Raw genomic sequence first — 25,510 nt, 5'->3', positions numbered from 1 at the left:
CCTGCGGAGGGCAACTCAACCAAGGGCTGATTGCATTCCACAATGGGCGGCCTAGAGGACCAATCCTCATCGAGTATTGGGATTGGCGGAAGACCGGCACTCATTGTGCCAGTTTAACCAAGGGGAGGGAGGGCCCGGCTCGCGCAAGGCCCCATTCTCTCTCAGTTCCGAGCTTTCGCTCGGCGCAGACGAAGGAACATGCCTGCACCGAGGGCGATAACCGCAAAGGACGACGGCTCGGGAACGATCTGGATATTCGTTTCAACGATCTCTTGAGTGATTCCGCCGAACGCACAATTCCAATCGCTTTCTTCAGTGTTGCCAATGCCCCACCAGCCGATTGACCAGTGCTTTACACTGTAAGTTCCGACCGCCATCTGTGAGAAGTCCATATTAAGGACGTCAGCGTAAGACGAGCGGGAGATCGTGCCAGCGCCATCGCCGGGCATCCAGTGATATCGATCCAGGCTGTCGGCGGAGAAGATGTGGGTGCTTGAACCGCCCGAAGTCTGCTCGAAAAATGCCCAAGCGCCATTCCACGAAGTGTCGTGGAAAATGGAGGCCTGCGACGTTCCATCGGCCCACATGAGATCCGGTCGCGTGAATGAGATATCCGGCGTTGCAAAGGTCATGGCAAAGCTCGGCGTTACCGACTTGTCAATCTTGATGAATCCGACTCGAGGATCAAGGTCCACGGCCGAGCCATCCAAACCACCTACAGTGAAGCTACCCGTTGTCCCCGAGATCGACGGCTTCGGAGCCTCTTGGATGTCCACATCAATCGAAGCATCGTCGCCGTTGAACTCTTCCAAGCTCATGCCGAATCGATGCGAATCCGAGTTGGTCATGCAGTCGTTATTCCAAGTGCCAAAGACACGCGATTCCATGCTGGCTGCCGCGCTCATTCCACCCAAGCGGTCGCTAGGCAACATATAATCGGCCGCAACCGAACTGGCCGAGAACTTGAGCATCGAGCGATACGCGTCAAATTCTGCCTGCGTGCCGGGTTTGAGAACCGCGGACGAGCTGCTTTCATTTGCACCTAAACTCAGTTGATCACCCCAAGTCAATTCGCCGCCGCCGTATGGCGAGCCGTTCACGCTGAGATTCCCAGTGAAACTGTCAATGCCGATCTTCGATTGGGCCCATGCAGAACCAACGCAGAAGACGACAAGTAAGCCGAGAGAGCGATTAAATTTCATCATTTAACTCCTTTGTATTTCAATTTGCCGAAGCACTTATGGTTATATCAGGCCATCGCTAAATCTCCGCTAAATCGTTGCAAAACTCTTGAAATGGCATCGAGTTGAACCTGCGCGGTACAGTCTTGGCGTGACGCCCAAGCAAGTCCAGAGAGCCAAAGCCGTGATTTTGGCGATCGTTTTTCTGGATATGGTGGGCTTCACCATGCTCATCCCTGACGTCCAGTTTCGGGCCAAGTCGCTCGGCGCGGATGGCTGGGTGCTAGGCGCGCTGATGAGCAGCATGTTTGCCTCGCAAACTGTGTTCTCCCCGATCTGGAGTTCGCTCAGCGACCGCGTCGGGCGGCGCAACATCTTCCTGCTTTGCACCGGCTTTAGCTGCGTGGCCATGCTGCTGTATGCCTTTGCCGACCACCTGAGCCTGATGTTCGTTTGCCGGATTCTCGCCGGAATCGGAGCGGCCAACGTCGCCGTCGGCAACGCCCTGCTGACCAATCTGGTGAGCGATGAGGAGCGCGACCGGGCGATCAGCCACTTTAGCGCGGCAATGACCGCAGGACTTCTTTGTGGACCGGCCGTGGGCGGCCTCATGCCAAGCCTCATCGGACGCCAAGGACTCGGTTTGCTCGCCGGGGGCTTGTGCCTTGCCGGGATCATCGCCGGGTTTATGGTGCTCGCGAAAGATAAGCCCGAAGTCGTCACCCAGCGCAAACGCAATCCGTTCGGCATCGTACTATTCCGCGAGGTGCCACAGTTACGGGTGCTCGCCATCACGGCGATGGTCGCGTGGTTTGCACTGGCATTGCTCGAAGGCACGTTTGGCCTGCTCATTCAGCACACGCTCGGGCTCGACGAAAAGCACTTTGGGTTTCTCTTCAGCTACGAGGCGCTCGTCGCTCTCGGCTGCCAAACGTGGCTGCTCATGTGGCTCCGCAAGCGGCTCAGCTATCGCGCCTTCCTGCAGCTGTGCTTTCTGTTTCAAGGCGCGGGCCTTGTGCTCATGCCGTTCGCGCCGTCGCTGGTCGTGCTCGTGGTGGCGTCTACGTTGTTCGCGCTCGGCAATGCCATGAGCACGCCGATTGTCAACATGGCCGCGAGCGACTTAGTGCCGAAAGCGCGCCACGGCGAGTTGTTCGGCCTGTTTCAAGGTTCGCGAGGCTTCGGCTTTCTCGTCGCGCCAGCCGTCGGCACCCAGCTGTTCAGCCTCGACCCCAGCTACCCCTACATTGCCGCCGGGCTTGTGTGCCTCGCGGGAGTGATCGCTTTGAGTTTTAGCGTGAGTAGTGCCCCTGCTTCAACGAGCGCTGATTGATTCGCCCGGTTTGAGCCTCACCTCAATCAGGCTGCCCTTGTGCTCCACGGGGCGGCTCCACTTAACCTTGTGGCCCGGCCACGGGTTCGTCAGGCGTAGAACCTTGTCTTGCGTTGCCCTCACGCGGATGGACGTGACAGTTCCATCTCGCCGTGTAGCATCAACAATGAAGCCGCCGTGCGCCCGCAGGGCCCGGAACGAAGCGTCGCGCCACTGGCTTGGCATCGCCGGAAACACAGTGACCACGCCGCCTTCGCTGCGGATCAACATTTCGTGCACCGCTTGCATCGCGATAAAGTTTCCTTCTAGCGTAAACGGTCGGTACTGAAAGTTGGAAAGCCCGCTCTTGGTCTGGTCGCCATTCACATGGAAACCGTTGGGCAGAATGAACGCCCGCTCGTAGTCCTGCAATTGTTTGAGCGCCTCGTCGGACCGATTGCAGCGCGCCAGCATGGCCGAGAACCACGCGAACGAATAGCCGGTCCACCACGCCGTGCCGTGTTTCTTCATGCGCTCCAGTGTGGCGCTTACCATGTTGGTGTCGGGGGCGAGCGTGTTGAGCGGATACAAGCCGAGCGCGTGGCTAAAGTGCCGATGCGAATCGCGGTAAAGTTCGCCTTCGCTAAACGCCAAACCGCTATCTTCGGGGTCGCGCGACCACGCCGGAATCCGCGCCGCCAACGCCCGCCACTTGTTTGCCTCTTGCGTGAGTTTCAGCTCGGTGGTCATGTCGGCCAACGCCCCAAACAGCCACTGCATGAGCATGCCGTCGTAGTTGGAATTCGGCTTCAACCAGGCTCGCAGCGAGTTGTCATGAATCTCCGGCGAACTGGAAAGCGGCAGGGTGCCGTCGGGTCGCAGGAGCCCGGCCAGGGCGGTCCCGATTTCGCGACAGAAGGGATACGCTCGGTTCCGCAGAAAGTTGGGGTCGCCGGTGTAGCGCCAGTGCTGATCGAACTGGTGCGCGATCCACGCACCGTTCGTCGGCGAAAGCGCATACATGCCCCACCCCGCCAGCGGCTTCCCGTCGAGCGTCATCACGCCCGGTATCACCGCGCCATTAACGGCATAGAAGCTCCGCGCGAACGCCTTATAAGTCGGCAACAGCCGCCAGTTGTACTCGATCCAACTGAGCCCCGAGTCCCACAGCCCCGCTGTGGGATACGCCAGGTAAGTCATCTGCGTGTTGAGGTCGTTGTGGTAGTCGCCTTTCCACGGCGGCAAGTTGCCCTCGTCGGCGGTCCACACTCCTTGCAGCGGCATCGGCGGCGAGCCTTTGCGGCTGGCCGCGCCATAGAAATACTTCACCAAATCGTAGTGCGTTTGGAGTTTGGCGTCCGGAATCGTCACCGAGCTTTGCGCCCAAAACTTCGACCACCACTTCTCGTGGTCTCGGGCGGTCGCCGCCCAACCCTTACGAAGCGAGGCCTCTGCGCCGCGTCGTGCCTCGGCCAATCTGCGGCCGATCTTGACGGCAACCAACGACTTGGTGCGGGCCACATAAACCGTGAACTCCAAGCCTTCCGCGCACTTTTGGGTGAACCAAGTCGCCCCTTCTGTTGATTCAACGCGGGCCAATTCGTAGCCCAGTTTGGCAACGGACTTCGGCGGCTGGAGAACTGGCTCCACCGGCAAGCCCTGAAAGTCCAGCAAAATCGCGTCGGCGATGAGCGCTCGCACCGTGCCGCCGGCCCAATTCACCGTGCCGGTCGCGCGGTCCAGGTTCAGGTCAAACGACTCGGGGCGTCCGGGCAGCCTAAACTCGACGCGCCCGGCGGGGATTTTGGTGGGATACGGATGGTTGTACGGACCGTCGAACAGCCGATCCAATTCAGCTTGATTTCCCGCGGCCACGAGCCGCTTCATCGCCGCGTAGTTGAAATCCTTATCGTCCGTACCCGGCGCGGGGCGCAGATCCCAAAGGTCGCCGCGATCCAAACTGAGGCGAAGCACGCCCTCCTCGCCCCACAGCAATCCACCGACCAGCCCATTGCCCAGCGGCACGCCCTCATCCCAAGTGCGGATTGGGCCCGCGCGGTGGATGACCCGATCGGCATGGGCCGAGCCCCCGGCCAAGGCAACCGCCAATAACAATTGATGCATGCCTCATCCTACACCGTCGCGCGGGTCAGACCGGGATAATGGGGGGTTGTGAGCGAACTAGAACTGCGGGCCCTCATGTGCGATGTCGGGCGGCGACTTTGGCACGGCGGGCTGGTGGGCGGCGCCGAGGGCAACCTCAGTGCCCGCATTTCGCCGCAGCGCATTCTTTGCACACCTAGCGGGGTGTCGAAAGGGCATCTTAAGCCCGGCGACCTCGTGGTGATTGACAACCACGGCGAGCCGCAAGATGGCGGCCAGCCCAGCAGCGAAATCAAGATGCACCTTCGCATGTACGCCGTGCGCAAGGACTGCATGGCCGTGGTTCATGCCCATCCGCCGATCGCGACGGCCTTTGCCTTAGCCGGTGAGGAGATTCCGGATGATCTGCTGCCCGAGGCCGCGATTGTGCTCGGCAGCGTGGCCACGGTTCCGTTTGGCATGCCCGGCACCAACGAAGTACCCGACGCGCTGGAGCGCTATTGCGACGATCACAAGACGTTTCTGCTTGCGAATCACGGCGCGGTGGTGATGGGCAACTCGCTCATGGACGCGCTCTACCGGATGGAAACCTTAGAGCGCGTAGCGCAAGTGATTTTCTACGCGCGCCAACTCGGCGAACCGAAACCAATGCCGCCCGCGGCTTTTGATGAGATGCTGCGCATCGGCCTTAATGGAAAGTTGTAGGTTTTCGGGTATAAAGGAAGTTCTGCGGATAAAGGGAACGCGCAAAGTTGGCTGCTGGGCGCGTGAGAATCCTAAGGTTCCCGAATGAGAACCGCACTCATTGGAACTTATAACATGGCAACCTATCGAGGAAGAAAAACAGATATCTGCCGCAAAGTCGGCTTCAACATCTGGGGTAACGCAAAGTGCCCCAGCAACAAGCGTCCGTATCCGCTGGGTCAACATGGCCCGCAGCAACGCGAGCGCCGAACGTCGGAATACGGTGAGCAACTTCTCGCCAAGCAAGTCATCCGACGCTACTACAACATGCTGGAGAAGCAATTCCACCGCACGTTTGAGCGCGCCGCCAAGATGCACGGCAACACCTCGCTGAACTTCCTGCGCTTGCTGGAACTTCGCCTGGCCACCGCCGTGTGGAAGCTCGGCTACGCCACCACCATTTTCCAAGCCCGCCAAATGGTGAGCCACTGCCACATCACCGTCAACGGCAAGATCGTGAACATCGCGAGCTACCAACTGAAGGTGGGTGACAAGGTCGCCGTCCGCGATCGCGATCAGAGCAAGAAGATTGCTCGCATGAACCACTACGAAGGCGCCGCGGTGCCGCCGTACTTTGACGTTGACGTGGCCAACATGTCGGCTCAAGTCGTGGCTCTGCCCGAGCGCGAAGACTTCCCGAAGTTCTTCAAGGAAAGCGCCGTCGTCGAATTCTACGCTCGCTAAGACGAGTCGAGAACAAGACAGCAAAAGGGGCGAAACCGATTGGTTTCGCCCCTTTACTTGTTTGCCGGTCTCGTTACTTCGGCGCGTTGGCGGTGAGCCAAGCCCCAATCTTGCCGCGCTCGTCGGCGCTGATTTTCTTGGCGCCTTTTTCCAGCATCGTAATGAAGTGCGCGACCTCGGTCGCGGCGGCCGGGTAACCGGTGTTGGAACCCTGCTCGTCCTTCTTCATCAGGCTGTTGATCACCAACTTGCCCTTCGCATCCAGAATCGCCATGAACGGCAGACCAGCCTTTTCGCCGCCCCACGCCTTCATCATGTCCACGCCGCCGGCGTTCTCATCCGCCTTGTGCCTTTCGGATTCCAGAACCGTGAGGTGAACAATCTCCAGTCCCTTGCCCACCAGCTTGCCTTCGTCAGTCTTCGTGAGGAAGTCGTCCAGCTTGTGGCACCAGCCACACCAACTGGCGTGGAAGATCACCAAGATGTTCTTGCCGCTCTTTTTGGCGCTGACTTTTGCCGCGTCGATTACCTGAGCGGCGGTGGGAGTTTGGGCGAAGGCCGGAGCCACGGCCAGCATGATCGCGAGAGAAAACAGGCGTTTCATACGCGCATGTTACCAAACTCTTGTTTTACAGGAATCCGGCGATACACTAGAACTAACGCGGCTCGCGAGCCCGTCTGAATTCCTATGAAAGCCAAGCTAACATCGCTGCTTGTTCTCACCGCGGCGGTGAGTTTCAGTCAAATCACACCCTCGAGCCAAGGCAATTCCTTCGTCAAGATGATCGATCGTCTGACGACGCAGCTCCCCAAGAACGATTACGGACTTCCTTCTTATGACGCCAGCCGTATTTTGGTGGCGTTCCATGGCCAATCGCGAGGCAACGCCCGCCAAGCCGTGCTCGCGAAGTACGGGCTGCGAGAAGATCAAACCGCCCTCAACCCCTATTTCTCTCGTCTGATCGTCCCGGCTGGCGTGGATGCCATTCAGTTGATTAGCCGCATTAAGGGCGAGCCGATCGTGCGCGTCGCCGAGCCGGACTACTTGGTCAGCACCAACCTGACGCCGAACGACCCGCAACTCAACGTACTCTGGGGTCTCAAAGATACCGCCGCTCCCGATGCGGACATCAGCGCCGAGCAGGCTTGGGATCTGACCACTGGTAGCAGCGCCGTAAAGGTGTGCGTCATTGACACTGGCCTTGACTACACGCACCAGGACCTGGCCGGAAACTCCTATGCCAACCCCGGCGAAATCCCCGGCAACGGCGTGGATGACGACGGCAACGGCTACGTGGACGACGTTTACGGCTACGACTTTGTCAACAGCGATGGCGACCCGATGGACGACAACGACCACGGCACCCACTGCAGCGGCACCATCGGCGGCAAGGGCAACAACGGCATCGGAGTCGTTGGGGTCAACTGGAACGTCAGCATTTTCGCCGCGAAGTTCCTGAGTGCGGGCGGTTCCGGCTCGACTTCGAACGCGATTCTCTCGGTGGACTACGCACGCGTTCGCGGCGCCAACATCATGAGCAACTCGTGGGGTGGCGGCGGCTTTAGCCAACTCCTGCTGGAAGCCATCCAACGTGCCGAGCAGGCCGACATTCTCTTTGTCGCCGCGGCGGGCAACTCCGCGTCTAACAACGACACCACCGCCAACTACCCGAGCAACTACGATGTTGCGAACGTGGTCGCGGTCGCCTCGATTACGAAGGACGATCAACTGAGCAGCTTCTCCAGCTACGGCGCAACTTCGGTTGACATCGCCGCACCGGGCTCCGATGTTGTTAGCACGGTCCCCGGCAACGGCTACGCATCGTTTAGCGGAACCTCGATGGCGACCCCGCACGTGGCGGGCGCCGCGGCTCTGCTGAAGGCTTACTTCCCCACCGCCAGCTATTCGGCGCTCAAGCTTCGCCTGATGAATGGCGCGGTCTCCACCGCCGCCCTGTCGGGCCGCGTGGTGAGCGGACGCCTGAACGTTTACAACTCGATGGACAACGACACCGTCGCCCCGGGTACGCCCAGCGGCCTCTCGATGACCAAGCGCGGTTATAGCGCGTTTATGGGTCAAATCACGGCCTCGGGTGATGACGGCGCGGTTGGTACCGCTGCCGCCTACGATCTTCGTGTGAGCTCTTCGCCAATCAACGCGGGCAACTTCAATGCCGCCACTCGGGTTTCCAGCCCGGCTCCGGTGGCGAGCGGTCAAACGCAGGACATCAGCCTCACTGGTCTCTCCGCCGGAAAGACCTATTACATCGCGGTGAAGGCACTCGATAACGTCGGGAATCCTTCGGGCATCGTGACGGCCGGTCCGTACACGACGATTGCGCCGACCAGCACCGACGACTTCGAAGGCGCGGCGACCATGACGGTGGAATCGGGTCCGTGGGGAATCTCCTCGACGGCCAACTCCGGTGTGAAGAGCTGGACCGACTCGCCGGCGGGCGACTACCTCGACAACATCGACATCGTTCTGCGCAAGACCGCGCCGATTACGGTGACAACGCCGATCGCACTGTCGTTCTCCACGAAGTACGACCTGGAAAGCAACTACGACTACCTGTACACCGAAGTTTCGACGGACGGTACCAACTGGACCTCGCTGGGTCGCCTCAATGGCACTCGATCGGACTGGCACACCGTTTCGTACAGCCTCGCGGGCTATGTTGGGCAAACCGTGCAACTGCGGTTCCGTCTCGACACCGACACCAGCATCGTGCGGGATGGCGTTTACATTGACGACCTCACTTTGCTGAACTACGTGACGGCTCCGGGTGACAACTTCGACGGCAGTGCGACCTTTACGGGGGATGCGCCTTGGGCGACGGTCGGCACGCGATTCGTTTCGCCGGGCAACAGTTGGCACGACAGTCCGGCTGGCGACTACGTGAACGATCTCAGCATTGACCTCACGCAGAACGGTCAGACCTCGCTTCCAAACATGATCAACCCGCAGGCTCAGTTCAAGATGTGGATGAACCTGGAAAACAACTACGACTACCTGCATGTCCTCTCTTCGTCGGATAACGGCGCTTCGTGGACTGAAGGGGCCGCCTTCACCGGCGTAGCCGAGTCGTGGAACGGTTACACCGCCTCGGTGGTCTCGGGCTCGAACATCAAGTTGAAGTTCCGCTTGACGACCGACGTGAGCGTGGTGCGTGACGGCGTCTACATTGATGACCTGACCTTCGTCGGCGAACCTTGCGAACCGATTGGCGGCACCGTTGCCTATGCGGGCGCTGTGAGCTGGCAAGGCCTGGCCAACCCGGTTGGCAAGCAGGTGGTCATTCAGTTCCGCTCGCCCGGCACGCAAACCGTGCTCTACACGTCAACCGTTACTCTGGGCGCCGGCGGGTCTTACTCGGCGAGCGTTCCGGTGGGTACGTACGACGTGGCCTACAGCGGCGACCGCACTCTGCGACGGGTTCTGACGAACCGTGTGGTGGGCGCAGGCGGTCTCAGCGGGCAAAACCCGGCGCTGAAGACGGCGGACATCTCGGATGACAACATCATCGACATCGCCGACTACTCGGCGCTCGCTGCGGCCTTCGATGCCGTACCGAGCTCGGGTAACTGGAACGCGATGGCCGACCTGAACTTCGATGGCATCATCGACATCGCCGACTACACGCTGTTGGCGACGAACTTCGACCTGGTCGGCGACAACTAAGTCGAACTGGTAGACACAAGAAAGCGGCCCGCTCTACATGAGCGGGCCGCTTTTTGTTGGCGTTAGGCTTGTTTGAGCGAAGCCATATCGATGCAGAAGCGGTACTTCACATCGGCGCGTAGCATGCGCTCGTAAGCCTCGTTCACATCCTGCATGCGGATGACTTCGACGTCGCTGACGATGTTGTGCTTGCCGCAGAAATCGAGCATCTCCTGCGTTTCGGCGAGGCCACCGATGAGCGAACCGCCCACGGATTTGTTGCCAAAAAGCAGCGCAAACGAGGAGAGAGGCATGGGGTTGGGCGGCGCGCCGACCAAGGTCATGTTGCCGCCGCGCGTGAGCAACGCCACATAAGTGTTGATGTCGTGCTCGGCGCTCACGCAGTCGAGAATAAAGTCGTAGGACCAAGCCTTAGCGGCCATGGCTTCGCGATCGGTCGAAATGACCACCTCATCCGCGCCGAGTCGCTTGGCGTCGTCGATTTTGCTGGGGCTAGTGCTGAACACCGTGACGTGCGCGCCCATGGCCTTGGCGAGTTTCACGCCCATGTGACCAAGTCCGCCAAGGCCGACGACGCCGACGCGCATGCCCGGCTTGACTCCGGCCCGCTTGAGCGGCGAGTACGTGGTGATGCCCGCGCAGAGTAGCGGCGCGGCTCCGGCGAGGTCCAGATTCTCCGGAATGCTGAGAACAAAGCTCTCTTTGACCACGATCGACTCGGAGTAGCCGCCGTACGTCACCGGCGCCGTGCCATGACGATCGGCTCCGTTGTAGGTAAAGGTGCCGTTCGGGCAGAACTGTTCGAAGCCATCGGCGCAGTTGGGACACGTCCCATCGGAGTCCACGAGGCAGCCGACGCCAACGGTGTCGCCGACCTTAAACTTGGTGACGCCCGCGCCCACGCTCGTGACCTTGCCCACGATTTCGTGGCCTGGAACACAGGGATAAACGGTGGGCATGATCGCATTCCACTCGTCGCGCGCGGTGTGCAGGTCGCTGTGGCAGATGCCGCAAAAGAGAATTTCGATCTGAACATCGTCGTCCGCATTCGCGCGGCGCGGGATGCTGGTTTGATCGAGAGGTGAAGAACTTGATTGGGCAGCGTAAGCCTTGACTTCAAACATAGGAGTTGCGGGACGCGAGACCGCGGCCCTGTGATCTCAGTATAGCCGAGGGAATTTTCATCATCCCTCCGGCAGATTCGCGACCTTCTAGAATCGGTCCAGGTGCATGACCTTGGCCCACGCGGCGACGAAGTCGCGCACGAGCTTTTCGGCTCCGTCGCTGCTTGCGTACACCTCGGCGATGGCGCGGAGCACCGAATTGGAACCAAACACCAGGTCCACGCGACTAGCCGACCACTTCGTGGTGCCGGTTTGACGGCAACGCCCGGAGAACCGTCGGCGGCTCGCATCATCCGCGACCCATTCGGTACTCATGTCCAGCAGGTTGCGGAAGAAGTCGTTGGTCAACTCACCCGGTCGCTCGGTGAACGATCCCTGAATCGCGCGGAGTCCACCGACGAGGGCGGTCATCTCCGGCGCGGTAAGCGTGAGCAGCTGCGCCTTGTCAATCAGGCAGGCCTCGGCGGGCACGCGAAGACCCGGCTTTTCGAAGTTGCGGAATCCGTCGGCCACAGGTTCCAGGACCGCGAATGACTCAATGTCGGTTTGCTCGGCTGAGGCATCGGTACGGCCCGGTGTAAACGGAACGGCCACCCGCACACCGGCGGCGAGCGCCGCCGCCTCGACCGCAGCGTTGCCCGCGATGACGATGAGGTCGGCCAGCGACACCTGGCCATGCTCCGATTGAATGGCTTCCAAAACTTCGAGGACCTTCGCGAGGCGGGTGGGCTCGTTGGCCTCCCAGCTTCGTTGCGGCTCCAGCCGGATTCGCGCGCCATTTGCCCCGCCTCGCTTATCCGACCCGCGGAAGGTGGACGCGCTCGCCCACGCGGTGTGCACCAAGTCGGCGACAGACAAGCCGGAAGCGAGCACCTTGGCCTTGAGAGTTTCGATGTCGCTGGCCGACAACGTGGCTTCGGGAGCATCTGGCAGAGGGTCTTGCCACACGAGCACTTCGCTCGGAACTTCCGGCCCCAGGTAGCGCGAGCGCGGCCCCATGTCGCGGTGGGTCAGCTTGAACCACGCCCGCACAAAGGCATCCGCGAATGCCGCGGGGTCGGCCAAGAATCGTAGCGAAATCGGCTCGTAGATCGGGTCGAACCGCAGCGAAAGATCGGTCGTGAGCATCGTTGGGCGGTGCATCAGGGACGCGTCATGCGCGTCGGGGATCGTCGCTTCCGCGCCCTTGGCCACCCACTGGTGTGCGCCCGCCGGACTCTTGCTGAGCTCCCATTCGAATCCGAACAGGTTCCCGAAGAAGTTGTGGCTCCACTTGGCGGGGGTGGTCGTCCAGGTAACTTCCAGCCCGCTCGTGATGGTGTGCGCGCCCCGCCCCGAGGCGTAGGAGTTGTGCCAGCCGAACCCTTGCGATTCGAGGTCAGCCGCTTCCGGATCCGCCGCGACATGGTCCGTAGCAGCCGCGCCGTGACATTTGCCAAACGTGTGCCCGCCCGCGATGAGGGCCACGGTTTCCTCGTCATTCATCGCCATCCGAGCGAAGGTATCGCGGATGTCTTTGGCCGCCAGCAAGGGGTCGGGGTTACCATCTGGACCTTCCGGATTGACGTAGATTAGCCCCATTTGCACCGCCGCCAGAGGATTTTCCAGGTCGCGAGTATGGGGAGCCTGACTGTTGTCGTCGGTCACCGTCACGCCTTCACCATCCACGCCAGGCGAGCCCTGGCTATAGCGCACGTCGCCGCCGAGCCAGCTGGTTTCACGGCCCCAATACACATCCTCGTCCGGCTCCCAAGTGTCCTCTCGCCCTCCGGCAAAGCCGAACGTCTTGAATCCCATGCTCTCCAAGGCGACATTGCCGGCGAGAATCATGAGGTCGGCCCACGAGATGGATTGACCGTACTTTTGCTTAATCGGCCATAGCAAGCGGCGCGCCTTATCCAGACTCACGTTGTCCGGCCAACTGTTGAGCGGCGCAAACCGCTGTTGCCCGCGACCACCGCCGCCTCGACCATCCTGAATTCGGTAAGTCCCAGCGCTGTGCCACGCCATGCGGATGAACAACGGCCCGTAGTGGCCAAAGTCCGCCGGCCACCAATCCTGCGAGTCGGTCATCAGGGCGGTCAGATCGTTCTTCAGACCCTGGTAGTCGAGCTTCGCAAACTCCGCCGCGTAGTCAAAGTCCTGGCCCAAGGGGTTCGAGCGATCGGAGTGCTGGGTCAGCAGATCAACCCGGAGCTGGTTTGGCCACCAATCACGGTTTTGGGCGCCGCCCCCTGCCACCGGCAGAGGAGCGCCAGAAAAAGGACACTTGGTTTCGTTGGACATAGTTTGAAGTTAGGACTTGGACTGACAGTGGGGGCAGATCCCCCAGTAGACGACTTCGGCCTCGTCAATGACGAAGCCATGAGAAAGGTTGGGTTGCAGACACGGAGCCGCCCCGACGGCGCAATCAATATCCACCGTGGCGTGGCAGGTCCGGCAGATGAGGTGGTGATGGTTATCACCTACTCTGGTTTCATACAGAGCGGGCCGCCCGGCCGGTTCGATCCGGCGTAGAATTCCCGCCGCGACCAAAGCGTTGAGGTTGTTGTACACCGCCTGACGTGAGATCTTCGCCAACCTGACGCGGGCCGCGCGCACGATAAACTCCGCATCCTGATGCTTGCCTTCACCTTCCACCACCTGCAGCACCACCTGGCGCGGGGCCGTGAGGCGAAGGTTTGCGTGGCGGAGTCGGGACTCCACATCGGCGTGCATACGGCTAGTCTATCTGGTTTTGTGGACTGAGTACAGATACTTTTCCCCAGGTAGCCTTGGATCGTGATTGAAAAGTTTCGCGAGCGCTTTGAGAAGAATATGAGCCGCCATGCGGGCCTGAGTTGGGCCGACGCAGCGGCCCTGCTGGAGCCGCATTGGGATGCAATTGCGCACATGGAAGCGAGCGGCGGCGAGCCCGATGTCGTTCGCTGGCGATCGGGCCAACACTCAGTGGTGGACTGCTCAGCCGAAAGCCCGACCGGCCGCCGCAGTTGCTGCTACGACCGCGAAGGGCTCGAATCGCGCAAAGACCACCCGCCGAAAACCACCGCCATTGACATGGCCGCCGAGATGGGCGTGAGGCTGCTAGCCGAGGGCGAATACATCGAACTCCAGATGCACGGCGAGTTTGACCTCAAGACGTCGAGCTGGCTCCAGTCCGAGGCCGAGATGCGCGTTTTGGGCGGCGCGATTTTTGGTGACCGCCGCTTCGGCCGGGTGTTCATCTATCACAACGGAGCGCAGTCCTACTATGGCGCGCGCGGATTCCGCGCGGCCATTGACCTCGACTAGTTGTCTTCGGTTTCGTGCCCCATGATGTGGCGCGCTGAGTAGATTTGGCCCGTGTGGTAGGCAACGTGGAACGCCATGTATTCCAAGGTTTGGCGCCAGGTCCAGTCGGGCCGAGTCGGATTAATCGCCTCGGGATCGGGGTTCATCGCGGCGAACTCGGCCATGACGGCGCGGTGCACTCGCTTCACCTCTTCGTATACTTCGCTGGCCGTCATGGGCAGCACCAGCGGCTCGTCCAGCGGGCCCTGATAATATCGCTGATGCGCTTCGGCAAAGCGTCCGCCAACCTTTCCGCCGGCGATGTTGTGGTCCTCTCCGTAAGCGATGTGGCTGGCGATTTCACCGACGCTCCACAGGTTCGGGTGGGGCCGTCGCCACAGGTCGGCGTTGGGCATGCCCTTAAATGCTTCGCCCAACTCCCAATGAGCGGTGTCCATGGCTTGAATCAGTAGCTGCAGCGGATGCATGCCCGAGTCTTACCACGCGCTAGCGTGGCCGTGGTTAACTCTTTTGCCAGACGCTGCGGGTTTTGTCGACGTCGGCGGTGATCTTCTCCGAACGGGCCTTAAGAACAGCGTTCGAGATTGCGCGGTTGTCAATTGCCATGGCCGCCATCAGCGAGCCGCCATCGGTGATGTAAAAGAACGTGGGCTGGACTTTCGCGTTCTGCTTCAGCAGTTGCAGCGTCATGTCGTCGCCGGTTTTGGGCGCCGGCCCCAGGTTCACCGTCATCCACACGAAGCTCTTGCTCGGGCTGATCTCGAACCCCAGAGGAATGTTGAGGCTTTCGGTTTTGAAATCGACCGAATACTTCTCCTTGCCGACCTCGGTATTGAGGTCCTTCACGGTGTGCCCAAGTTGACCCAACATCTCGCGCAGTTTCTTGGCGTCGAGCGGGGCGTCATCGGCCGCCGCAAACCCCCACATGAGGAGGAGCGAAAGGGCGAGGGTGATGGTGGCGAGGATGCTGGCTTTTTTCATATCAGTGCGTAGAAGATGTGACGTTCAGCATCCCCGGATCGTTTCGAGTCCTCGCTCGTTCCATACCGCGACGGCAAGATCTCCGCAGCACGCTTAAGCGCGTTTGCGACGGAGAAGCGCAAGGCCACCCAAGCCCAAGGCGAGCAACCCGCCCGGCTCGGGCACGGGCGTTGCCGTTAGACCAAAGGAATACGGCACGCAGCCGGTGGAATTCCCGGTGCGGTCATAGAGCCGCTGCGAGCGCAACCGGTAGCTGCCAGGCATCCAGAAGCCCGAATAGTTCTGAATCTGCGTCCGGCTGACGTGCAGCACCCAGGTCGTCCCCACCAGCATGTCGATTTCGGTGAACGAATTCGGCGGATCGAATTGGGCCATCGTCGTGACGGCATGTACGCTCGGAACATCAATGCCCAAGGTGGCACGGCTCATCATGTGCCCGCTATTCCCGGCCCCGTTGTCCACGGAAACCCAGCACGCCACCAAGGACAGACTCAATGTCGTCGGGCTGCAGTTCCAGGCGGCGCTGGCAAAGGTATGCACATTGCTCGAGGCTTGGTTAGCGAAGGAGTCGATCTGCTGGCCGAAGCCCTGCACCGGCCCCATGTTGTTGAGGAATGCGGTGTGGGTATCGAACGAAGCCCCGGATCGAGCGTCGGCCTCCAGCCGGTAAGAGGCGTCGTAAATGCTGATTTGGGCCAAACCCATGGCCGGTGCGGCGCACGCCGCGGCGACAATAATTTTGTGAAAGTTCATTTCTTTCTCCCGAAACCTTTGAGAGCCTTTTGTTAAGAAATGTTTCACTTTTGCCCGAGAAAGTTGCTAGATGCCAATTTTGCGGGGTCGGATTACCAGGTTTTCATACGGGGCATGTCATTCGGCGAATGATCTCTTATAATCGCCATTGATGAAGAAGCTTCAGGTTCTTTGCGTGGGGGCGATCGCGCTGGCGGCCGTACCTGCCCGGGCGGTGGAGATCGATTCCTATCTCACCGGGGTGTTTTTCGCTGACGGGACTAAGAGCAACAGCCCCGGGTTCCAGAATCATGCGGTCGGCAACACGTTCATCGGCTCGACGATCATTCCCGAGCGGCGCAACTTCTTTCTCTTTGATGTTTCCGGCGCAGCCGGACCGATCGTCTCGGCCAAGCTCAAGCTCTATGTCCCAAAGTTTCCGCCGGACGGAGGCTTCGGCTACATCAGCCCGGACCCGACCGAGGACTACTTGGTGACAGACACGCCGTTCACTGCCGATGACATCTCCACGCCGGTAATTCCGACCTCCGTGGCGGCCATGATGTGGAGCACCTTCGGCACGGGAATGCCGTATACGCTGACCACCGTCTCGGTGGATTCGATGGGCACCGATCTGGTGCTCACGCTCAGCGGAGCCGCCCTCATCAAGCTCAACGAGGCTCGGCTGGGAACGGGCAAGTGGGCCGCGACTGGCCGACTAACCACGCTCGCTGGCCATCCGCCGCTGACCGACCAACTGCTGTTCTCGTTCACGGACCCAACCGGCGCGGTCGCACCAACCACCCCGAAACCGCGGCTGGAGTACACCGTCGTTCCGGAGCCGGCCGGGCTCGCTGCGTTGGGGCTGGCCATGGTTGCGGTCTTGCGAAAAGGAATCCGGGCGTCGTCGCGCACGTTTACTCCGTAACCGCTGTACACCAGGATTGAGGTTTTGACGATGTCAATCAAATTCTGGGTCGCGGTGGTTGTCGGAGGGTTGCTTGCGATCCTCGCGGCCTTCGCGGCTATGCCGGGAACGTTTGAGGTTCACGAGGGCCTTGGAAATGTTTGCCTTGGCGAGCAAAAGGTCGTGCGCTACGGCATTTCGCGGCTGGCCAGAGTCGGGTTTTCGTACGGGAAAAAGGGGTGCAGCGCGATCATCTCGGGGCGTTGCTTTGTCACCGTGATCACCGCCACAGGCCAGACGCAAACGCTGTATGGCTGGGGGCTATGTCGTTCCAACGATGCCTACTTACGGCCCCAAGCATCGCGGCACCTGGCCACCGTCACTCTCGAACTAGACTAAGTTTATCGGGAGGTTATCGGGCACTTGAAGCCGCCGACCACCGCATGGCGCGGGCGCGCCTAGCTCGGGGAAAATGGCGTTTATGGAGCCGATTGAACTCGCCAAAGAACAAGACCGAGAGGGATACCGATGAATGCGTCGGCGTTCGAGACGTTGGCCAATCGTCACAAAGACGCAGTCTATCGACAGATGATTCGAGTTTGTAACCATCGCGAGGATGCCGAGGATGCGCTCGCCACGGCTCTGATGTTGGCTTTTCAGGCCCATGACCAACTGCGATCCGAGGAGGGCTTTCGAACCTGGCTAGGGACCATCGGCGCTAGGGTCTGCGCTCGCATGCGCCACCACAAAGAAATTCACACGGCTCTCGAGTTCGCCGAGGAGCACAACTTATTGAATGACGCATCCGAATTCGACGCGGCGGTTATCAAAGGTTGTGTGAAGGACGCGATTGAGCAACTCCCCACCATATACAGGGAGATTTACGTGGCGTGCGAACTCGAAGAGCAAACCGTCGTGGAGGCCGCATTGCACCTTGGCATCACGCACAACGCGGCCAAGTCGCGACTCCTTCGCGCTCGGGTTCTCGTCCGGCAGTCTCTAGATACTTCGATCTGCAGTACCTGAATCAGTTTCGGGAAACGCCGTCTCTCTAAGGACATGGGGTGGTTCGCAATCTTTGCCATGGGCATACTGCTCGGACTGTTCGGCGGAGGAGGAGGAATTCTTACGGTGCCGATCTTAACCGGATTGTTCGGTCTAAGCGCTACTTCGGCGACTGGCAATTCACTGTTCATCGTGGGAGTTACCAGTCTGGTTGGTGCGACCTCCGGTGTTGTTCGAGGGCAAACCCAAATGAAGGCGGCAACCCTTCTCGCTCTGCCCTCAATGGCCGGGGCCGTTCTCGCCAGAAAAGCGATCATTCCAAACCTTCCGGCGCAGGTTTTTTGGTGGACAAAGGACCAATTGATCCTGGCGGGATTCGGGATTCTTATGCTCCTTGTCGGGTTCAAGATGCTTTGGAAACCGTCGTCACCATCATCCCAAGGCCCAAAGACGGGCAAAGTGTTGACACTTGGCTTTGGGATTGGCCTGATCAGCGGCACCCTCGGAGCGGGCGGCGGCTTCCTTATCCTGCCGGTCCTCACTCTGTTGATGGACTTGCCCATGGAGCAAGCAATTCCCACTTCCCTCCTTGTGATTGCCCTCCAATCAATAGCCGGATTTGCCAGTGAGCTCTCCGGTTCGATCCCCTGGTCCTTCCTGCTGGCCGTGACAAGTGCAGCCCTCGTTGGCCTGACCGTTGGGATAGCTAGCCGCCACGTTGTACCGGTAAGAGCGCTTCGAGTTGCATTCGCCTACCTGGTGATCAGCGTCGGAGCTCTCATGATTTTCCGATTGACCTGAATCACTATGTTATTCACGCGCCTCTTCCTTACCATGGGACACCAGATAATTACCGCAATGGAGCTTCGGGCTCGCCTTGATAACCACGACTCTTTGCAATTGATTGATGTGCGATCCGCGGGAGAGTATGCCGCCGGCCACGTTCCCCATGCACTGAATGTTCCGCTTGAGGAACTGGAGGGCCGCCTCATGGATTTCAGCTCAGGTCCAGTCGCAATTCTTTGCCAATCGGGTGCGCGTGCCCAACTCGCCTGCGACATTCTTTCTCAGCATCACGGTGACTTGCTGCTGGTGCAAGGGGGCACCAAGTCCTGGATCGACTCAGGCGGTCCCGTCGTATCTTCGACTTCCTCGCGCTGGTCACTCGAGCGTCAAGTGAGATTGGGTGCAGGATTCCTGGTCCTTCTCGGATCGGTAATGACCGTCACCAGCGCTCCTGGATGGGTTTACTTGACGATGGCGATTGGCGCCGGGCTTTGCTTCGCAGGCCTCACCAACATCTGCGGTATGGCCCTTTTGTTAGCAAAGCTTCCCTGGAATCGATCTGCAAAAAGCCAAGGAACGGCCTCTGAGGTACGAAGCGCGTGATCATCCGCCATTTCTACGACGAAAATCTTGCGCAGGCGTCTTATCTAGTTGCATGCGGGGAGACTGGCGAAGCAATTGTCATTGACCCGATCCGAGATATTGCTCAATATCTTAAGACCGCTACGCAGCATAACCTGCGAATCACGGCCGTCACCGAAACCCATATTCATGCTGACTTCGTTTCTGGGACACGCGAGCTTGCCGCCGCGACAGGTGCAACCATGTACCTTAGTGATGAGGGCGATGACCAGTGGAAGTACGACTTTGCCGATGAACAGGGCGCTCGACTCATCACCGACGGCTTCGTGATTCAGATCGGAAATCTCTCCCTGAAAGCGATTCATACTTCGGGACACACTCCAGAACATCTGTCCTTCTTGCTAACGGACAATCCCGCGGGGCAACTGCCGCACTCCTTGTTCACGGGTGATTTCCTCTTTGTTGGTGATGTTGGCCGGCCCGATTTGCTGGAGCTTGTGGCCAACATGGCCGGCACAATGGAGGAAAGCGCTCGCTCCTTATTCCGTTCAGTTCAAAAACTCCGTGACCTGCCAGATTCGCTTCTTATCTGGCCGGGTCACGGTGCTGGGTCAGCTTGTGGGAAGTCTCTTGGTGGAAGTCCCGTTTCGAGTTTGGGATATGAGCGTGAAACAAACTGGGCGCTTTCGGCTTCTGACGAACAGACATTTGTTGCTACCGTGTTAAGCGGTCAACCAGACGCACCGCCCTACTTCAAAACCATGAAGCGCCTAAACAAAGCAGGCCCGCCGATCCTTACCGGGATGCCGAAACTAGCGCAACTCATGGAAGTCGAAGGGATGCTGGTCGATGTTCGGAAGAAAGATGTTTCAAGATCGGACTACCATGCCGGATCCCTAGTTATCCCAAGCGGCACCGGCCTCACCAACTGGGCTGGCTGGCTGCTCGAATACGAGGTCCCGGTGACCCTGCTCGCGGAGTCTGAACGGCAAGCGAACGTCGCCGCTCGAGACCTTGCCACGATTGGTCTGGATGTTGTGGCAGGGTGGATGGAAGCCTCGAATCTAACTGGAGGCGGTTCAATGGTGCCGACCATCGCGTGTGGGCAATTGACCGGAACTGAGGTCATGCTTGATATTCGGAATCTCAATGAACGGCAACAGTCTCTTGTGCGCGGCTCCATCCACATTCCACTAGGCTACTTAGCGCAGCGGGTGGGCGAACTACCAACAGACCGAAAAATCGTTGTTCACTGCGCGTCCGGGGCTCGATCACCCATCGCACTCTCGATTTTGAAAAGAGCTGGACTGTCGAATGTCGCCGAGCTAATAGGTGGACTACGGGACGTTGCCAAACAATGCCCCGCACTCGTTATTGCCGGATAGTGTCACGGGGCCGAACGCACACCATGTGGCATGATTCAGGGTGATGGACCCGATTGAACTCGCCAAAGAACGGGCGGTCAGCAACATGGACATATTCTTGCGCAACTTTGCGCACGTGCCCGACGACCGCTTGAACTACACTCCCACGCCGAGCGCGAAGTCGGCGTTGCGGGTGGCGGCGCACACCGCGCTTTACGCCGGGCGATTTGCCGAGATGATCCGCACCCGCCAACTTCCGAACCCGCACGACATTGACGCCTGGCTAGCCGAGCGCGCGGCCGAGGAAATGGCCATCACGAGCCGCGAAGAAATGGAGCGCGTGTTCCGCGCGGGCACGGCCGAGGTGCTCGCCGCCCTGGATGGTCTTTCGCCCGAGGATGTTGAGATGGACCTTTTGGCGGGGCAAGGTGGCTCGTTCTCGATGCGGCAGCTGATGAACCTGCCCGGCTGGCACGCCACCCTCCACCTCGGCCAGATTGATTACCTGCAAACATGCTGGGACGACCAGCAGATTTATCTAGACTAAACCGCCTAACCCTTCTCGTAGATCGCCGCAAGCACGACATAGTACGAGGAGTTGTAGGTGACGTCCTGGTAGTCTGCCGGCCGCAGACTCCTGGATTCGTTGTAAGTTTTTACAAACTTCACGACATCCGACTTGGCAATATTTCTTGGGAGCCCAGTGGAAGCAGGCGTTACCACGAGGCAATTCCTATGCTGGCCAACGGTGAACTTGTTTCCCCGCTTCGTCTGCAACACCTCGCCTTCAAGACCGGCAACTACCTGCATCAATTCTTCGTAAGTCACGATCGCATGTTACCGAACCATGCCGCGGAATCGACTACACTTCGGGAAAGGATTTCACGAATGGCGACTCGATACATGGTGCACGATGTGGATGCGAGCGTCGCGTTTTATCGCGACCAGCTTGGCATGATTTTGGAAGAGCAGTGGGGGCCAGCAATGGCGATCATGAGCTTCGGCGACGAACGCCTTTGGTTGGCCGGCCCGATCTCCTCGGCGGCAAAGCCGATGCCTGATGGGCGCACACCCGAACCCGGCGGCTGGAACCGCATCGTGCTTGAGGTGGACAATTTCGACGAGTTAGTGGACAAACTCAGGGTAGGCGGGGCGACGTTCCGCAACGAGCCCATCTCCGGCCCGGGAGGCCGCCAAGTGCTCGTCGAAGACCCTTCCGGCAATTGCATCGAGCTGTTCTCGTCGCACTAAAGCAACGTCCATGGACAATCAACCTGTTTCAACACTTCAGTTCCAGAACACCGCCACCGGCAAGACGTTGCAGAGGGTGGGATGGAAGTTGAACCGAATGTCGTGGGCCTACTGGACATTGCGGGCTATTTTTTACTGGATCATGTTGCTGATCTGCTCCATGGTTGTGACGGATTTCGTCGCCACGATGATGTCCTATGATGTAGGTTTTTCCACCATGTTTTTGCCAGCCTTAAGCATAAGCTTCGGTGCGGCCGTCGTTTTAGTTACCGTAGCTATTAGTACCAGTGTCGTTTACTTCGAGCAGCTGCACTCTGTCCCGAAGAAACCCTTGGAGCTACGTGCTAACGGACTCGCCGCTTTGAGCCCATTGGACATTGAAATCGTTATCCCCTGGCACGCGATGAAATCGGCCATTGAAAGTGCGGATGGCTGGATCTTACGGGATGGCATGGTTTACTACCTTGTGTTCCGGGAAGCGCTTCAGAAAGCTGGCTTAGAAGACGAGTTTCGTCGCCGCATCGCGGACTCAGTTTCGCCGCCGAAAGAAGCTGCCAGGTAAGGTTCAATCCGCGGTGTACCGAGTCGAGGCAACGTCAATTTGCTCGTTCGGGCATTTAGCTTCCATCCACTAAGCGGCTCGGGCGCTTGAGCTTGCCCCAATACCAACCCTCGCGCAGCTTCACTTGCGCCGCCGAAGCCGACTTCGCCTCGGTCACCACAACCTTCTTACCCTCGGTTTTCACGTCTAACCCAACTTGGCGCAACACGTCCTCGACTGGCAGTTCGCCGGGCGTCATCACCCACTTGTCGAAGATCGGCCCCATGTCCACTCCGCCGAAGCGCACAATCTGGCGTCGCAATTCGCTCTCGGCAAAGCCGGGGCGATCGTCTTTGCACATGTTCCAAAGCGCGAGTTCGACATCATCGAGCGACCGCTTGCCGCCGGTGCGCGCCCGAATCTCAACATCGAAGAGCAGGCCCAAAAGCCAGCCGGTGGGATAGTAATTTACGCCAAAGCCGTTGCTGTTGCCACGCCCGTCGGCCGCGTCGGCCACCCGGAAAGCGCCCTCAAACGGGCTCACCTCCAGCCGCTTAGGGTTCGAGCGCACGCTGCTCACCTGGTCGGAAAGATCATCCAAATACTCGGCCTCGCCGTACCATCCGTATCGGTGCGGAATGAGGCTGGCGTAGTAGTCAGTCACGCCCTCCAGCCACCACAGCGAGCCAGTGCGCGGAAGCCGTGTGTAATCGAACGGGCCGAGCGACTCCGATCGGATGCGTTTGACGTTCCACAGGTGGAAGTATTCGTGGCTGAGGCCCCGCATGGACGCCGGCCCTTGCACAAGCGAGAGAAAGTCCTGGCTCGAAGAAGCGTGTTCTAACCCTCCGGCGCCATCGCCCAAATCGCCAGCCCAAATGTGCCACACGTAGCGCTTGTAGGGGGCCGCACTCCCAAAAAAGTGGGTCGCGCTTTCGGTGATGAACTTGGTCATTTTGAGCGTGCGATCGAGGTTCAGCCGATCGCGGGCCGTCCCGCGAATGGCAAGCGTGTGCTCCTTCCCGCGCGACACATAACTGGCCGTTCGGAACTTACCCAGGGTCACCGGCGAATCGGCCAGTACATCGTAGTTCGGCGCTTCAAAACCGCCTTCCGGACGCGGCTCCAGCGAAACCGCGAGTTGCTGATCCTTGCTGAGCGCGAAGCTGAGGTTGCACTTCGTCTCCTTGCGACCCACCACGTACATGTACATCGAGGGCCCGCCGTAGTGAATCGTGTCGGGGTCGGAGCTGAAGATTCCCATGCGGCCGGTTTCGTGCGAAATTGCCCGGCTGTAACTGACGACGACCGACTTTGCGCCGAGGGTATCGATGTGCCAGGTGTCCGGGCGGGGCTTGCTCACGGCGCGCGGCAGCCCATCGGCGGCGGTCGCGGAGACATTCTTGATCGCGTCTGCGTTGTTCTCCAGAATGTAGTAGCCCGGCGACCAAGCCGGCATCGCGATGTCCACCGTCTCGCCTTCGCAGGGGATGGTCATGCTTACTACGACTGTGTTGAGGTCGGCCGAGGGCGTGACGTGGTAATCAATGGGCAGCGCCATCGGCGCGGGAAGAAGGAACATGACGAGATAAGTTTGGCACGCGGGCACGAAACCTCTGCAGTTCTATCAAGGAGCCAGGAATGGCACTTTCTTACGAAGACAAGGGCTTCGCCTTTTCCCGCCGATAGGCCAACATCTCTTTCAAAGCTTCGATGACCATTGCCTTCGCCTCGGCGAGGGTTTCGCCCTGCGAGTTCACACCTGGAATCTCGGCAACGTAGGCGCAGTACCCACCTTCCTCGGCTGCTTCAAAGACGAGGGTTACGGATTCCATATCCTGATTATGAGCCTAAGACGCGCAATTGGCAACGCAGATTCAGTTCTTCGCTTCGTTGTAAGATAACCAACATGACCGACCGCGCTCACTTGATTGAACTGGCCAACCTGGCCTGGTCCACGTTTCTGGAATCTATCGAGGGATTGAGCGAACCCCTGGCCTGGGCCGCGGTGGAGTTGCAACCGGAACAGTACCTCCACTCCGAGGGCTCGATTCTGAGCCAGATTGCCCACGTCGCCAACGGCAAAATCATCTATGGCAGCGTCGCCTTCCGCAACACCGAGGTGCGATGGCGCGAACTCTCTCCCAAGGTCGACTCCCTGTGGCCGAACCTCGAAGCCGTGGTGGGTTGGCTACACGAGGCGCACACCTACTGGATGAGTTCGTGGGCGGATGTTGAGGACTTTGAAGCCGATCACCTGCGGTTTGACGGCTCATTGGTGCCGGCCTGGAAGCTCATCGCCACCGTGACAAATCACGACCATTATCACGCCGGGCAGATTCAACTTCAGCGCTCCATCCTCGCTCCCTCCTCAACGCCCCCCGCGCCCGAGGGCGACTTGTGGGAGACGTATTGTAAGGACTTCCCTTCTTGGTAATTGGCAAAGCCGACAAGGGTGATCAGGTACCTTTGGACATGCTTGCCACGCACGTTTCGTTGACCCTGGTTCGGTTCGACACGGTTCAGGTTGCCGGCGAATGGGCGGGGCCGCCGCCTGCGGGAACGCTGTTTCGCGCGATCGGCGCCGACGGGCGCGCCGCTAGCACGCCGGTGAGCGAGCGCAGCGGCTACACGTTCGCGATCTTCGGCCTCCACGATTCGCTGGATTCTGCCGCAGAGATGCATCAGCGTCACGCCGAGATTTGCCCCTGGACGCAGTCGGCCAAGGAAACCTTCAGCTTAGTGCTGCTCCCGACAAGGCACATCGGCGAAGTCAACTACCTTGCCCCCGAGAATCCCGGACTCATCTACAACTGCTCGGCCGAGGGCGTGCCCCCGGGCAGATTCGTAGTGCTCATCACCGTCGGTTTCGATCGGATTGAGGGTTGGCAAAAGGCGGCCGCGGCCTTTGGCGAGGGCGTCAGCGCCGTCCGCATGTCCATGTCGTCCACGGCCGGACTCCTCTCTCAGCAGACCTTTTTCTTGGATGGCGGCGAGTTTGATGGCCTCACCGTGACCATCTGGAATAGCTTTGCCGAAATGCGCGACGCGATGTACGGCCCCGGCGTACACCGCGACATGTTGCAACGTCACCGCGACGGTGGATTCGGGAACCCCCGGAGTTCCTTCGCCCGGTGCAGCGTGGAGCGCTCCTCGGGCACTTGGGAAGGCGGCCACAGCTTTGAGAGCTTATGACTCAGCGTGGCCCCTCAACGACGTAAACCGGCATAAATGCTAGGC

28 protein-coding genes are annotated in these 25,510 nt (G+C 59.7%); 16 read left to right on the top strand and 12 right to left on the bottom strand.

Annotation, left to right across the window (positions count from 1 at the left end):
- Positions 1-161: 161 nt before the first annotated feature.
- On the bottom strand, positions 162-1,205 hold the full coding sequence (locus JNJ45_05160) for a PEP-CTERM sorting domain-containing protein (GenBank protein ID MBL8048051.1): 1,044 nt from the start codon (positions 1,203-1,205) through the stop codon (positions 162-164).
- A gap of 127 nt (positions 1,206-1,332) precedes the next feature.
- Here JNJ45_05160 and JNJ45_05155 point away from each other — a divergent pair, with 127 nt between their 5' ends.
- Entirely contained in the window at positions 1,333-2,514 is a 1,182-nt protein-coding gene (locus JNJ45_05155; protein ID MBL8048050.1) for an MFS transporter, read from the top strand.
- On the opposite strand, the gene JNJ45_05150 is transcribed toward JNJ45_05155, so the two are convergent.
- Positions 2,497-4,617 (bottom strand): hypothetical protein, encoded by a 2,121-nt coding sequence (locus JNJ45_05150; protein ID MBL8048049.1) that lies wholly within the window; start codon positions 4,615-4,617, stop codon positions 2,497-2,499. The genes JNJ45_05155 and JNJ45_05150 overlap by 18 nt on opposite strands.
- A gap of 48 nt (positions 4,618-4,665) precedes the next feature.
- On the opposite strand from JNJ45_05150, the gene JNJ45_05145 reads away from it, so the two are divergent.
- Entirely contained in the window at positions 4,666-5,301 is a 636-nt protein-coding gene (locus JNJ45_05145) for a class II aldolase/adducin family protein (GenBank protein ID MBL8048048.1), read from the top strand.
- Between the two features lie 84 nt (positions 5,302-5,385).
- Entirely contained in the window at positions 5,386-6,024 is a 639-nt protein-coding gene (gene rpsD / locus JNJ45_05140) for a 30S ribosomal protein S4 (protein MBL8048047.1), read from the top strand.
- 73 nt (positions 6,025-6,097) lie between these two features.
- On the opposite strand, the gene JNJ45_05135 is transcribed toward rpsD, so the two are convergent.
- Positions 6,098-6,628 (bottom strand): thioredoxin family protein, encoded by a 531-nt coding sequence (locus tag JNJ45_05135; protein MBL8048046.1) that lies wholly within the window; start codon positions 6,626-6,628, stop codon positions 6,098-6,100.
- Between the two features lie 84 nt (positions 6,629-6,712).
- Here JNJ45_05135 and JNJ45_05130 point away from each other — a divergent pair, with 84 nt between their 5' ends.
- On the top strand, positions 6,713-9,706 hold the full coding sequence (locus JNJ45_05130) for a S8 family serine peptidase (protein ID MBL8048045.1): 2,994 nt from the start codon (positions 6,713-6,715) through the stop codon (positions 9,704-9,706).
- Positions 9,707-9,768: 62 nt separating this feature from the next.
- Here the strand turns inward: JNJ45_05130 and JNJ45_05125 are convergent, their stop codons facing one another.
- The 3 genes from JNJ45_05125 to JNJ45_05115 all read right to left on the bottom strand — a co-directional run bounded on the left by JNJ45_05125 (position 9,769) and on the right by JNJ45_05115 (position 13,548).
- Positions 9,769-10,830: an NAD(P)-dependent alcohol dehydrogenase gene (locus JNJ45_05125; GenBank protein ID MBL8048044.1), complete on the bottom strand. Its 1,062-nt coding sequence runs from the start codon at positions 10,828-10,830 to the stop codon at positions 9,769-9,771.
- A gap of 87 nt (positions 10,831-10,917) precedes the next feature.
- Entirely contained in the window at positions 10,918-13,116 is a 2,199-nt protein-coding gene (gene katG, locus JNJ45_05120; protein MBL8048043.1) for a catalase/peroxidase HPI, read from the bottom strand.
- Between the two features lie 9 nt (positions 13,117-13,125).
- Positions 13,126-13,548: a transcriptional repressor gene (locus JNJ45_05115; GenBank protein MBL8048042.1), complete on the bottom strand. Its 423-nt coding sequence runs from the start codon at positions 13,546-13,548 to the stop codon at positions 13,126-13,128.
- Between the two features lie 63 nt (positions 13,549-13,611).
- On the opposite strand from JNJ45_05115, the gene JNJ45_05110 reads away from it, so the two are divergent.
- Positions 13,612-14,121: a DUF4256 domain-containing protein gene (locus tag JNJ45_05110; GenBank protein MBL8048041.1), complete on the top strand. Its 510-nt coding sequence runs from the start codon at positions 13,612-13,614 to the stop codon at positions 14,119-14,121.
- On the opposite strand, the gene JNJ45_05105 is transcribed toward JNJ45_05110, so the two are convergent.
- The 3 genes from JNJ45_05105 to JNJ45_05095 form a co-directional block, all read right to left on the bottom strand.
- Positions 14,118-14,588: a DinB family protein gene (locus tag JNJ45_05105; GenBank protein ID MBL8048040.1), complete on the bottom strand. Its 471-nt coding sequence runs from the start codon at positions 14,586-14,588 to the stop codon at positions 14,118-14,120. The genes JNJ45_05110 and JNJ45_05105 overlap by 4 nt on opposite strands.
- Positions 14,589-14,622: 34 nt before the next feature.
- The gene (locus JNJ45_05100) at positions 14,623-15,102 is read right to left on the bottom strand and encodes a hypothetical protein (protein ID MBL8048039.1); all 480 of its coding nucleotides are present in this window, start codon (positions 15,100-15,102) and stop codon (positions 14,623-14,625) included.
- 93 nt (positions 15,103-15,195) lie between these two features.
- Positions 15,196-15,855 (bottom strand): PEP-CTERM sorting domain-containing protein, encoded by a 660-nt coding sequence (locus tag JNJ45_05095; protein ID MBL8048038.1) that lies wholly within the window; start codon positions 15,853-15,855, stop codon positions 15,196-15,198.
- Between the two features lie 151 nt (positions 15,856-16,006).
- Here JNJ45_05095 and JNJ45_05090 point away from each other — a divergent pair, with 151 nt between their 5' ends.
- From JNJ45_05090 to JNJ45_05060, 7 genes are all read left to right on the top strand, one after another.
- Complete coding sequence (locus JNJ45_05090; GenBank protein ID MBL8048037.1) at positions 16,007-16,762, top strand: hypothetical protein; 756 nt, start codon at positions 16,007-16,009, stop codon at positions 16,760-16,762.
- 30 nt (positions 16,763-16,792) lie between these two features.
- The gene (locus tag JNJ45_05085; GenBank protein ID MBL8048036.1) at positions 16,793-17,140 is read left to right on the top strand and encodes a hypothetical protein; all 348 of its coding nucleotides are present in this window, start codon (positions 16,793-16,795) and stop codon (positions 17,138-17,140) included.
- Between the two features lie 129 nt (positions 17,141-17,269).
- Complete coding sequence (locus tag JNJ45_05080) at positions 17,270-17,767, top strand: sigma-70 family RNA polymerase sigma factor (GenBank protein MBL8048035.1); 498 nt, start codon at positions 17,270-17,272, stop codon at positions 17,765-17,767.
- A 57-nt stretch (positions 17,768-17,824) separates the two neighbouring features.
- Positions 17,825-18,547, top strand: coding sequence for a sulfite exporter TauE/SafE family protein (locus JNJ45_05075; protein ID MBL8048034.1), 723 nt, complete (start codon positions 17,825-17,827; stop codon positions 18,545-18,547).
- 57 nt (positions 18,548-18,604) lie between these two features.
- On the top strand, positions 18,605-19,135 hold the full coding sequence (locus JNJ45_05070; protein ID MBL8048033.1) for a rhodanese-like domain-containing protein: 531 nt from the start codon (positions 18,605-18,607) through the stop codon (positions 19,133-19,135).
- Positions 19,132-20,499 carry an MBL fold metallo-hydrolase gene (locus JNJ45_05065; protein ID MBL8048032.1) on the top strand — a complete coding sequence of 456 codons (1,368 nt, stop codon included), beginning with the start codon at positions 19,132-19,134 and terminating at the stop codon, positions 20,497-20,499. The genes JNJ45_05070 and JNJ45_05065 overlap by 4 nt, the downstream gene beginning before the upstream one ends.
- Positions 20,500-20,542: 43 nt before the next feature.
- On the top strand, positions 20,543-21,025 hold the full coding sequence (locus tag JNJ45_05060; GenBank protein MBL8048031.1) for a DinB family protein: 483 nt from the start codon (positions 20,543-20,545) through the stop codon (positions 21,023-21,025).
- 5 nt (positions 21,026-21,030) lie between these two features.
- On the opposite strand, the gene JNJ45_05055 is transcribed toward JNJ45_05060, so the two are convergent.
- Entirely contained in the window at positions 21,031-21,306 is a 276-nt protein-coding gene (locus JNJ45_05055) for a hypothetical protein (protein ID MBL8048030.1), read from the bottom strand.
- 60 nt (positions 21,307-21,366) lie between these two features.
- Here JNJ45_05055 and JNJ45_05050 point away from each other — a divergent pair, with 60 nt between their 5' ends.
- Positions 21,367-21,729: a VOC family protein gene (locus tag JNJ45_05050; protein ID MBL8048029.1), complete on the top strand. Its 363-nt coding sequence runs from the start codon at positions 21,367-21,369 to the stop codon at positions 21,727-21,729.
- A 10-nt stretch (positions 21,730-21,739) separates the two neighbouring features.
- Positions 21,740-22,291 carry a hypothetical protein gene (locus tag JNJ45_05045; GenBank protein ID MBL8048028.1) on the top strand — a complete coding sequence of 184 codons (552 nt, stop codon included), beginning with the start codon at positions 21,740-21,742 and terminating at the stop codon, positions 22,289-22,291.
- Between the two features lie 55 nt (positions 22,292-22,346).
- Here the strand turns inward: JNJ45_05045 and JNJ45_05040 are convergent, their stop codons facing one another.
- Together JNJ45_05040 and JNJ45_05035 are read right to left on the bottom strand one after the other, a co-directional pair.
- Entirely contained in the window at positions 22,347-23,852 is a 1,506-nt protein-coding gene (locus JNJ45_05040; GenBank protein MBL8048027.1) for a M61 family metallopeptidase, read from the bottom strand.
- A gap of 70 nt (positions 23,853-23,922) precedes the next feature.
- A complete protein-coding gene (locus JNJ45_05035) occupies positions 23,923-24,105 on the bottom strand; it encodes a type II toxin-antitoxin system HicB family antitoxin (GenBank protein MBL8048026.1) in 183 nt (60 codons plus the stop codon).
- A 74-nt stretch (positions 24,106-24,179) separates the two neighbouring features.
- On the opposite strand from JNJ45_05035, the gene JNJ45_05030 reads away from it, so the two are divergent.
- Positions 24,180-24,707: a hypothetical protein gene (locus JNJ45_05030; GenBank protein MBL8048025.1), complete on the top strand. Its 528-nt coding sequence runs from the start codon at positions 24,180-24,182 to the stop codon at positions 24,705-24,707.
- 38 nt (positions 24,708-24,745) lie between these two features.
- Entirely contained in the window at positions 24,746-25,465 is a 720-nt protein-coding gene (locus JNJ45_05025; protein MBL8048024.1) for a hypothetical protein, read from the top strand.
- The last annotated feature ends 45 nt before the right edge of the window (positions 25,466-25,510 follow it).

Source organism: Chthonomonas sp., from assembly GCA_016788425.1.
Taxonomy (GTDB): Bacteria; Armatimonadota; Fimbriimonadia; order Fimbriimonadales; family Fimbriimonadaceae; genus JAEURQ01.
Note: the sequence above shows the minus strand (reverse complement) of the source record. Positions and strands in the feature narration are given on the sequence as shown.

What these genes read in the sequence shown, in the direction of transcription:
- JNJ45_05160 (MBL8048051.1), bottom strand. Translation starts at nt 1,205, where the DNA reads ATGATGAAATTTAATCGCTCTCTCGGCTTACTTGTCGTCTTCTGCGTT.
- JNJ45_05150 (MBL8048049.1), bottom strand. Translation starts at nt 4,617, where the DNA reads ATGCATCAATTGTTATTGGCGGTTGCCTTGGCCGGGGGCTCGGCCCAT.
- rpsD (MBL8048047.1), top strand. Translation starts at nt 5,386, where the DNA reads ATGAGAACCGCACTCATTGGAACTTATAACATGGCAACCTATCGAGGA.
- JNJ45_05135 (MBL8048046.1), bottom strand. Translation starts at nt 6,628, where the DNA reads ATGAAACGCCTGTTTTCTCTCGCGATCATGCTGGCCGTGGCTCCGGCC.
- JNJ45_05130 (MBL8048045.1), top strand. Translation starts at nt 6,713, where the DNA reads ATGAAAGCCAAGCTAACATCGCTGCTTGTTCTCACCGCGGCGGTGAGT.
- JNJ45_05125 (MBL8048044.1), bottom strand. Translation starts at nt 10,830, where the DNA reads ATGTTTGAAGTCAAGGCTTACGCTGCCCAATCAAGTTCTTCACCTCTC.
- katG (MBL8048043.1), bottom strand. Translation starts at nt 13,116, where the DNA reads ATGTCCAACGAAACCAAGTGTCCTTTTTCTGGCGCTCCTCTGCCGGTG.
- JNJ45_05115 (MBL8048042.1), bottom strand. Translation starts at nt 13,548, where the DNA reads ATGCACGCCGATGTGGAGTCCCGACTCCGCCACGCAAACCTTCGCCTC.
- JNJ45_05105 (MBL8048040.1), bottom strand. Translation starts at nt 14,588, where the DNA reads ATGCATCCGCTGCAGCTACTGATTCAAGCCATGGACACCGCTCATTGG.
- JNJ45_05100 (MBL8048039.1), bottom strand. Translation starts at nt 15,102, where the DNA reads ATGAAAAAAGCCAGCATCCTCGCCACCATCACCCTCGCCCTTTCGCTC.
- JNJ45_05095 (MBL8048038.1), bottom strand. Translation starts at nt 15,855, where the DNA reads ATGAACTTTCACAAAATTATTGTCGCCGCGGCGTGCGCCGCACCGGCC.
- JNJ45_05090 (MBL8048037.1), top strand. Translation starts at nt 16,007, where the DNA reads ATGAAGAAGCTTCAGGTTCTTTGCGTGGGGGCGATCGCGCTGGCGGCC.
- JNJ45_05085 (MBL8048036.1), top strand. Translation starts at nt 16,793, where the DNA reads ATGTCAATCAAATTCTGGGTCGCGGTGGTTGTCGGAGGGTTGCTTGCG.
- JNJ45_05080 (MBL8048035.1), top strand. Translation starts at nt 17,270, where the DNA reads ATGAATGCGTCGGCGTTCGAGACGTTGGCCAATCGTCACAAAGACGCA.
- JNJ45_05075 (MBL8048034.1), top strand. Translation starts at nt 17,825, where the DNA reads ATGGGCATACTGCTCGGACTGTTCGGCGGAGGAGGAGGAATTCTTACG.
- JNJ45_05070 (MBL8048033.1), top strand. Translation starts at nt 18,605, where the DNA reads ATGGAGCTTCGGGCTCGCCTTGATAACCACGACTCTTTGCAATTGATT.
- JNJ45_05060 (MBL8048031.1), top strand. Translation starts at nt 20,543, where the DNA reads ATGGACCCGATTGAACTCGCCAAAGAACGGGCGGTCAGCAACATGGAC.
- JNJ45_05050 (MBL8048029.1), top strand. Translation starts at nt 21,367, where the DNA reads ATGGCGACTCGATACATGGTGCACGATGTGGATGCGAGCGTCGCGTTT.
- JNJ45_05045 (MBL8048028.1), top strand. Translation starts at nt 21,740, where the DNA reads ATGGACAATCAACCTGTTTCAACACTTCAGTTCCAGAACACCGCCACC.
- JNJ45_05040 (MBL8048027.1), bottom strand. Translation starts at nt 23,852, where the DNA reads ATGTTCCTTCTTCCCGCGCCGATGGCGCTGCCCATTGATTACCACGTC.
- JNJ45_05035 (MBL8048026.1), bottom strand. Translation starts at nt 24,105, where the DNA reads ATGGAATCCGTAACCCTCGTCTTTGAAGCAGCCGAGGAAGGTGGGTAC.
- JNJ45_05030 (MBL8048025.1), top strand. Translation starts at nt 24,180, where the DNA reads ATGACCGACCGCGCTCACTTGATTGAACTGGCCAACCTGGCCTGGTCC.
- JNJ45_05025 (MBL8048024.1), top strand. Translation starts at nt 24,746, where the DNA reads ATGCTTGCCACGCACGTTTCGTTGACCCTGGTTCGGTTCGACACGGTT.